1 protein-coding gene, 2 tRNA genes and 3 rRNA genes are annotated in these 5897 nt (G+C 54.3%); 1 reads left to right on the top strand and 5 read right to left on the bottom strand.

The window, feature by feature from the left end:
* Positions 1–35: 35 nt before the first annotated feature.
* A 5S ribosomal RNA gene (gene rrf, locus DJ029_RS21305) occupies positions 36–150 on the bottom strand.
* A 121-nt stretch (positions 151–271) separates the two neighbouring features.
* Positions 272–3098 (bottom strand): 23S ribosomal RNA (locus tag DJ029_RS21300).
* A gap of 450 nt (positions 3099–3548) precedes the next feature.
* Here DJ029_RS21300 and DJ029_RS21860 point away from each other — a divergent pair.
* The gene (locus DJ029_RS21860) at positions 3549–3707 is read left to right on the top strand and encodes a hypothetical protein (RefSeq protein ID WP_198671239.1); all 159 of its coding nucleotides are present in this window, start codon (positions 3549–3551) and stop codon (positions 3705–3707) included.
* Here DJ029_RS21860 and DJ029_RS21295 read toward each other — a convergent pair.
* The 3 genes from DJ029_RS21295 to DJ029_RS21285 form a co-directional block, all read right to left on the bottom strand.
* Positions 3678–3753: transfer RNA gene (locus tag DJ029_RS21295), tRNA-Ala, on the bottom strand. The two genes, DJ029_RS21860 and DJ029_RS21295, sit on opposite strands and share 30 nt — an antisense overlap.
* A gap of 46 nt (positions 3754–3799) precedes the next feature.
* Positions 3800–3876, bottom strand: a tRNA-Ile gene (locus DJ029_RS21290).
* Positions 3877–4024: 148 nt separating this feature from the next.
* Positions 4025–5489, bottom strand: a 16S ribosomal RNA gene (locus DJ029_RS21285).
* The 16S, 23S and 5S rRNA genes sit together here with 2 tRNA genes alongside, the layout of an rRNA operon.
* Between the last annotated feature and the right edge of the window lie 408 nt (positions 5490–5897).

Below are 5897 nucleotides of genomic sequence, written 5' to 3'. Positions count from 1 at the left end.
AACGATCATTCATCGAGCGACTTTGAGTTTAGCAGGTTTGGCGGTGACCTACTCTCCCACGTCTTGAGACGCAGTACCATCGGCGCGGTGGCGCTTAACGGCCGAGTTCGGGATGGGATCGGGTGGTTCGCTCACGCTATGACCACCAAACCGGCAAAACTCAAAGTATACACGAGGTCTTTCTTTTGTCTTAACTTGGTCTGACATTGTATGTGTCGGTGTGACGACTGATGTTGTTCCGTAGGGGGAAAGACTTCCCTGTCTACTGGATCAAATCAAGCCTATCGGGCAATTAGTACCGGTCAGCTGAGTGCATTGCTGCACGTACACCTCCGGCCTATCGACGTGGTGGTCTTCCACGGCCCTCAGGGAGACCTGGTTTTGAGGGGGGCTTCCCGCTTAGATGCTTTCAGCGGTTATCCTGTCCGCACATAGCTACCCAGCACTGCCGTTGGCACGACAACTGGTCCACCAGTGGTGCGTTCACCCCGGTCCTCTCGTACTAGGGGCAACTCCTCTCAAGTCTCCAACACCCACGGCAGATAGGGACCGAACTGTCTCACGACGTTCTAAACCCAGCTCACGTACCTCTTTAAACGGCGAACAGCCGTACCCTTGGGACCTGCTCCAGCCCCAGGATGAGATGAGCCGACATCGAGGTGCCAAACACTGCCGTCGATATGGACTCTTGGGCAGTATCAGCCTGTTATCCCCGGCGTACCTTTTATCCGTTGAGCGATGGCCCTCCCACTTGGGACCACCGGATCACTATGGCCGTCTTTCGACTCTGCTCGACTTGTCAGTCTCGCAGTCAGGCGGGCTTATGCCATTGCACTCGACGGTTGATTTCCGACCAACCTGAGCCCACCATCGCGCGCCTCCGTTACTCTTTAGGAGGCGACCGCCCCAGTCAAACTACCCGCCACAGAGGGTCCCGGATCCGGATAACGGACCGCGGTTAGACATCAATCGTATCAAGGGCGGTATCTCAAGGATGGCTCCCCAAGGACTGGCGTCCCTGGTTCAAAGCCTACCGCCTATCCTGCACATGACAGGACTAATGCCAGTCTGAAGCTGTAGTAAAGGTGCACGGGGTCTTTCCGTCTGACCGCGGGTACCCCGCATCTTCACGGGGAATTCAATTTCGCTGAGTCTACGTTGGAGACAGCGGGGAAGTCGTTACGCCATTCGTGCAGGTCGGAACTTACCCGACAAGGAATTTCGCTACCTTAGGACCGTTATAGTTACGGCCGCCGTTTACCGGGGCTTCAATTCGGAGCTCTCACCCCTCCTTTTAACCTTCCGGCACCGGGCAGGCGTCAGACCCTATACGTCGCCTTACGGCTTCGCAGAGCCCTGTGTTTTTAGTAAACAGTCGCCACCCCCTGGTTTGTGCCCCCCGCCAAGAGTTGCCTCCTGACAGGGCCTCCTTCTCGCGAACTTACGGAGGTATTTTGCCGAGTTCCTTCAACGTAGTTCTCTCAAGCGCCTTGGTATGCTCTACCTGTCCACCTGTGTCGGTTTAGGGTACGATCTCATGGAGGGCTATTTCCAGGATCCGCTCAGCAGCCAACCCAATCCGATAAGGGTCAACTACACTTGCGAACCGTCACTTCCTCCTGGCCCAGGAATATTAACCTGGTTCCCATCGACTACGCCTTTCGGCCTCGCCTTAGGGGTCGGCTTACCCTGCTCAGATTAGCTTTAAGCAGGAACCCTTGGACTTTCGGCGAGAGGGTCTCTCACCCTCTTTGTCGCTACTCATGTCAACATTCTCGCTAGTGAACGCTCCACCGCCCCTTACAGGACGACTTCATCGCAAAACCCAATGCCTCCGCATGACCCGAAGGCCATAAAGAGGCAAGAGTTTATGAACACTACGCTCCGCTACCACTGCTTGCGCAGTTCCGAGCTTCGGCTCATGGCTTGAGCCCCGGTACATCTTCGCCGCAAGACAACTTATCTAGACCAGTGAGCTGTTACGCTATCTTTAAATGATGGCTGCTTCTAAGCCAACATCCTGGTTGTTTTGGTCGTCTCACCTGCTTTCCCACTTAGCCATGAATTAGGGGCCTTAGCTGCAGATCAGGGTTGTTTCCCTCTCCACGACGGACGTTAGCATCCGCCGTGTGTCTGCCGATCAGTACTCGCCGGTATTCGGAGTTTGGTTAGGATCAGTAAGACTGTGGGTCCCCATTACCCATCCAGTGCTCTACCCCCGGCGGTATTCAATCGACGCTCTACCTAAATAGATTTCGCGGAGAACCAGCTATCTCCAGGTTTGATTGGCCTTTCACCCCTAGGCACACGTCATCCCGACCCTTTTCAACGGGTGTGGGTTCGGCCCTCCAGTGCGTGTTACCGCACCTTCAGCCTGCACATGCCTAGATCACCTGGTTTCGGGTCTGATCCCACGAACTCATGCGCCCTATTAAGACTCGCTTTCGCTGCGCCTACACCTATCGGCTTAAGCTTGCTCGTAAGACCAAGTCGTTGACCCATTATACAAAAGGTACGCCGTCACATTCCGAAGAATGCTCCGACTGTTTGTAGGCGTCCGGTTTCAGGAACTGTTTCACTCCCCTTGTCGGGGTGCTTTTCACCTTTCCCTCACGGTACTGGTTCGCTATCGGTCAGCAAGGAGTACTTAGCCTTCGAGGGTGGTCCCCCGATCTTCAGACAGGATTTCACGTGTCCCGCCCTACTTAATACGTCCTATCAAGCTTCGTGTACGGGGCTGTCACCCATATTGCCCAGCTTCCCAACTGGTTCCACTCACTCTCAAGGCTCGGCTGGTCCGCGTTCGCTCGCCGCTACTAACGGAGTATCGGTTGATTTCCTTTCCTCCGGGTACTGAGATGTTTCAGTTCCCCGGGTTTGCTCTTTTAACCCTATGTATTCAGGAAAAAAGTACCTGGTTTACCCAATTAATGAGAACCTTGCGGCTCTCAATAACCGAGTATCAGGTGGGTTGCCCCATTCGGAGATCCCGGGATCAAGGCCTATTATCGGCTCCCCCAGGCTTATCGCAGATTATCACGTCCTTCATCGCCTCTTGCTGCCAAGGCATCCACCAAACGCCCTTATCGCGCTTGATCTGATCCAGAAGACAGAGAAGCGTGCAACACAATGACTTGCGCCATTGCCCTGCGGGGATGCTTCCCGACCTTCCGATCAGAAGTCACATTGACTGCCCTTCCCACTGGTTCGGTAAGGAAGGACATATTTCTTGAAGTCAGGAACGAGATTGCTCTCAGACCCGACCTCTCGGTCAGTGTTTTTAGACTTGGAAAGACTGTAGCTTCACATGTTTGACGCGCCCGGCCGCACTGGCTGGCTGCTTCGCAACACCCCTCAAAAACCCTTGGTCGGGGTTGATAAGGCGATTGTCCCTCACAGGACATGCTGCTGACTTCAGATCCGAGGACCTGAACCCAAAACACACGAACCTACGTCTCGTGTATTGCTCTCTGAACGATGTTAAACGGTGGATCCCGAAGGATCCGACCAGATCATCCGATTGGATGTGCAAATCCGTCGTGACGGACTTGAAGATCAAATCGGCGTTGCCTGGGCTGCGCGGTGCTCTCAGTGTTTGGCTGCGCCAATCACCTGCCGCGTTGTCGCTGCGCCTGGTGTTTGCGTTGCTCGCTTTTGGCTTTGCCAAAAAAGCGCTTTGGTGGAGCGTATCGGGATCGAACCGATGACCCCCTGCTTGCAAAGCAGGTGCTCTCCCAGCTGAGCTAACGCCCCAAACTCTGTTGCACTGCGTTGAACCGCACCTGCGAAGAGCAGGTAATGGTGGGTCGAGGAGGACTTGAACCTCCGACCTCACGCTTATCAGGCGTGCGCTCTAACCACCTGAGCTACCGACCCATGGCCGATAGCATCGGCAACTTAACGAAGAGATATGAGGAGTGTCCGGACCAATATCCCGGCCGATATGGCCAGGTAGGCGCCTTGAGAAGCGCCCTGCTAAGTGTTTCCCAAGGTCTGCAAGCAGACCTAATGGAAACATCCTTAGAAAGGAGGTGATCCAGCCGCAGGTTCCCCTACGGCTACCTTGTTACGACTTCACCCCAGTCACTGAACCTACCGTGGTTGGCTGCCTCCTTGCGGTTGGCGCACCACCTTCGGGTAGATCCAATTCCCATGGTGTGACGGGCGGTGTGTACAAGGCCCGGGAACGTATTCACCGCGTCATGCTGTTACGCGATTACTAGCGATTCCAACTTCATGGGGTCGAGTTGCAGACCCCAATCCGAACTGAGATATCTTTTGGGGATTAACCCACTGTAGATACCATTGTAGCACGTGTGTAGCCCATCCCGTAAGGGCCATGAGGACTTGACGTCATCCCCACCTTCCTCCGGCTTATCACCGGCGGTTCCTCTAGAGTGCCCAACTGAATGCTGGCAACTAAAGGCGAGGGTTGCGCTCGTTGCGGGACTTAACCCAACATCTCACGACACGAGCTGACGACAGCCATGCAGCACCTGTCACTGATCCAGCCGAACTGAAGGAATTCCTCTCGGAAAACCGCGATCAGGATGTCAAGGGATGGTAAGGTTCTGCGCGTTGCTTCGAATTAAACCACATGCTCCACCGCTTGTGCGGGCCCCCGTCAATTCCTTTGAGTTTTAATCTTGCGACCGTACTCCCCAGGCGGAATGCTTAATGCGTTAACTGCGACACCGAACAGCATGCTGCCCGACGTCTGGCATTCATCGTTTACGGTGTGGACTACCAGGGTATCTAATCCTGTTTGCTCCCCACACTTTCGCACCTCAGCGTCAGTATCGAGCCAGTGAGCCGCCTTCGCCACTGGTGTTCCTCCGAATATCTACGAATTTCACCTCTACACTCGGAATTCCACTCACCTCTCTCGAACTCTAGGTCAGCAGTTTTAAGGGCAGTTCCGGGGTTGAGCCCCGGGATTTCACCCCTAACTTGCTGATCCGCCTACGCGCGCTTTACGCCCAGTAATTCCGAACAACGCTAACCCCCTCCGTATTACCGCGGCTGCTGGCACGGAGTTAGCCGGGGTTTCTTTACCAGGTACCGTCATTATCTTCCCTGGCGAAAGTGCTTTACGACCCTAAGGCCTTCATCACACACGCGGCATGGCTAGATCAGGGTTGCCCCCATTGTCTAAGATTCCCCACTGCTGCCTCCCGTAGGAGTCTGGGCCGTGTCTCAGTCCCAGTGTGGCTGATCATCCTCTCAAACCAGCTATAGATCGTCGGCTTGGTAGGCCATTACCCCACCAACTACCTAATCTAACGCGGGCCGATCCTTCTCCGATAAATCTTTCCCCCGAAGGGCGTATACGGTATTAATCCAAGTTTCCCTGGGCTATTCCGTAGAGAAGGGCACGTTCCCACGCGTTACTCACCCGTCCGCCGCTATCCCCGAAGGGATCGCTCGACTTGCATGTGTTAAGCCTGCCGCCAGCGTTCGTTCTGAGCCAGGATCAAACTCTCAAGTTGAAACATCCGAAGATGTTCTTGACGTTCGAACCTTAGCACATATCCATCCAAGCTTACTGTACCTGAACAGACCTATCATTGTCTGACTGTGCTTCCAGTTTCCAAAGAAAACCGAAAACCCATCAAACAGTGAAGCTGACACCTACATCATCGGGCCGAAACCCTAATAGGCGATATGCATAAGATGCGTCCGTCGAAACGGCCCAAACACCCCACATATCTCTTCGTTCTATTCTCGATTTCAAAGAGCGGAGAGACAAAAACTCACCAACACGCCCTGAAGCGTACCAGCTCGCCAACCTCTCGATGTTTTCCCAACCGCGTCTCTGCGCCGCCGGTGAGGGGTTATCTACGGATCACCCGTCCGACTCGCAAGAGACAAATTCGCTTTTTTCGAAATTATTTTGA

Origin of the sequence: Oceanibium sediminis (genome assembly GCF_003265325.1) — a bacterium.
GTDB classification, from domain to species: domain Bacteria; phylum Pseudomonadota; class Alphaproteobacteria; order Rhodobacterales; family Rhodobacteraceae; genus Halovulum; species Halovulum sediminis.
Note: the sequence above shows the minus strand (reverse complement) of the source record. Positions and strands in the feature narration are given on the sequence as shown.